The 726-nt window shown below is 54.4% G+C and carries 1 protein-coding gene; it reads left to right on the top strand.

All coding sequences use genetic code 11. The features are described 5' to 3' along the window. Positions 1 to 243 precede the first annotated feature (243 nt). A complete protein-coding gene (locus C5B90_RS19970; protein ID WP_115862233.1) occupies positions 244 to 543 on the top strand; it encodes a transposase in 300 nt (99 codons plus the stop codon). The last annotated feature ends 183 nt before the right edge of the window (positions 544 to 726 follow it).

Genomic DNA, 726 nt, shown 5'->3' with positions numbered 1-726 from the left:
CGCGTAGAGGCTGTTGGTGATTTCTCTCATTATTTAGCCCCCCCCCCTCTGACGCTTATTTAGGGTGTGCTCAGCGACGCTACCATTTTGTTTTAAAACCTGAGCCATCCGAGGAAAGCTTCTTAGGACAGTCCCAATTAAGACAAGGTCTCGCTTGGCCTCTGCATCTTGTAGTGGCACACTGATACTGGCCACCTGATCGGAAGGTGATATTCTCACCTCCCCAACACCACAGGTGACCCAATGGCAAAACATTTCACGGCAGAATTTAAGCTCGAAGCAGCAAAACTGGTTGTCGACCACGGCTATACCTACGTTAAGGCGGCAGAAGCGGTTAACGTCAGCCTTTCGGCTATCACCCGTTGGGTTAATAAGCTGCGACTTGAGCGCCAGGGGAAAACGCCCGCAGGGCTTCCTCTGACGCCCGAACAGCTCGAGCTGCGCGAAATGAAGAAAAAGGTTCAGCGCCTTGAAATGGAGAACGAAATCCTAAAAAAGGCTACGGCGCTCTTAATGTCGGACGCACTCAACGGTTCACGGTAGTCGACAGGCTGAGAGCGCGATATCCGGTCGCTGTGTTGTGCCAGACTTTTGACATCCATCGCAGCAGCTACAGGCATTGGCAGGCTTCAGCGAATGAGCCCGACGGCGAACGTGTGGTCAAGCTCAGCCAGGTCATGGAGGCCTGGAACGCCAGCGGCGGTTCTGCCGGCGCCCGAAGCATCG

This window comes from Haloferax sp. Atlit-12N (genome assembly GCF_003383095.1).
GTDB lineage: Archaea > Halobacteriota > Halobacteria > Halobacteriales > Haloferacaceae > Haloferax.
Note: the sequence above shows the minus strand (reverse complement) of the source record. Positions and strands in the feature narration are given on the sequence as shown.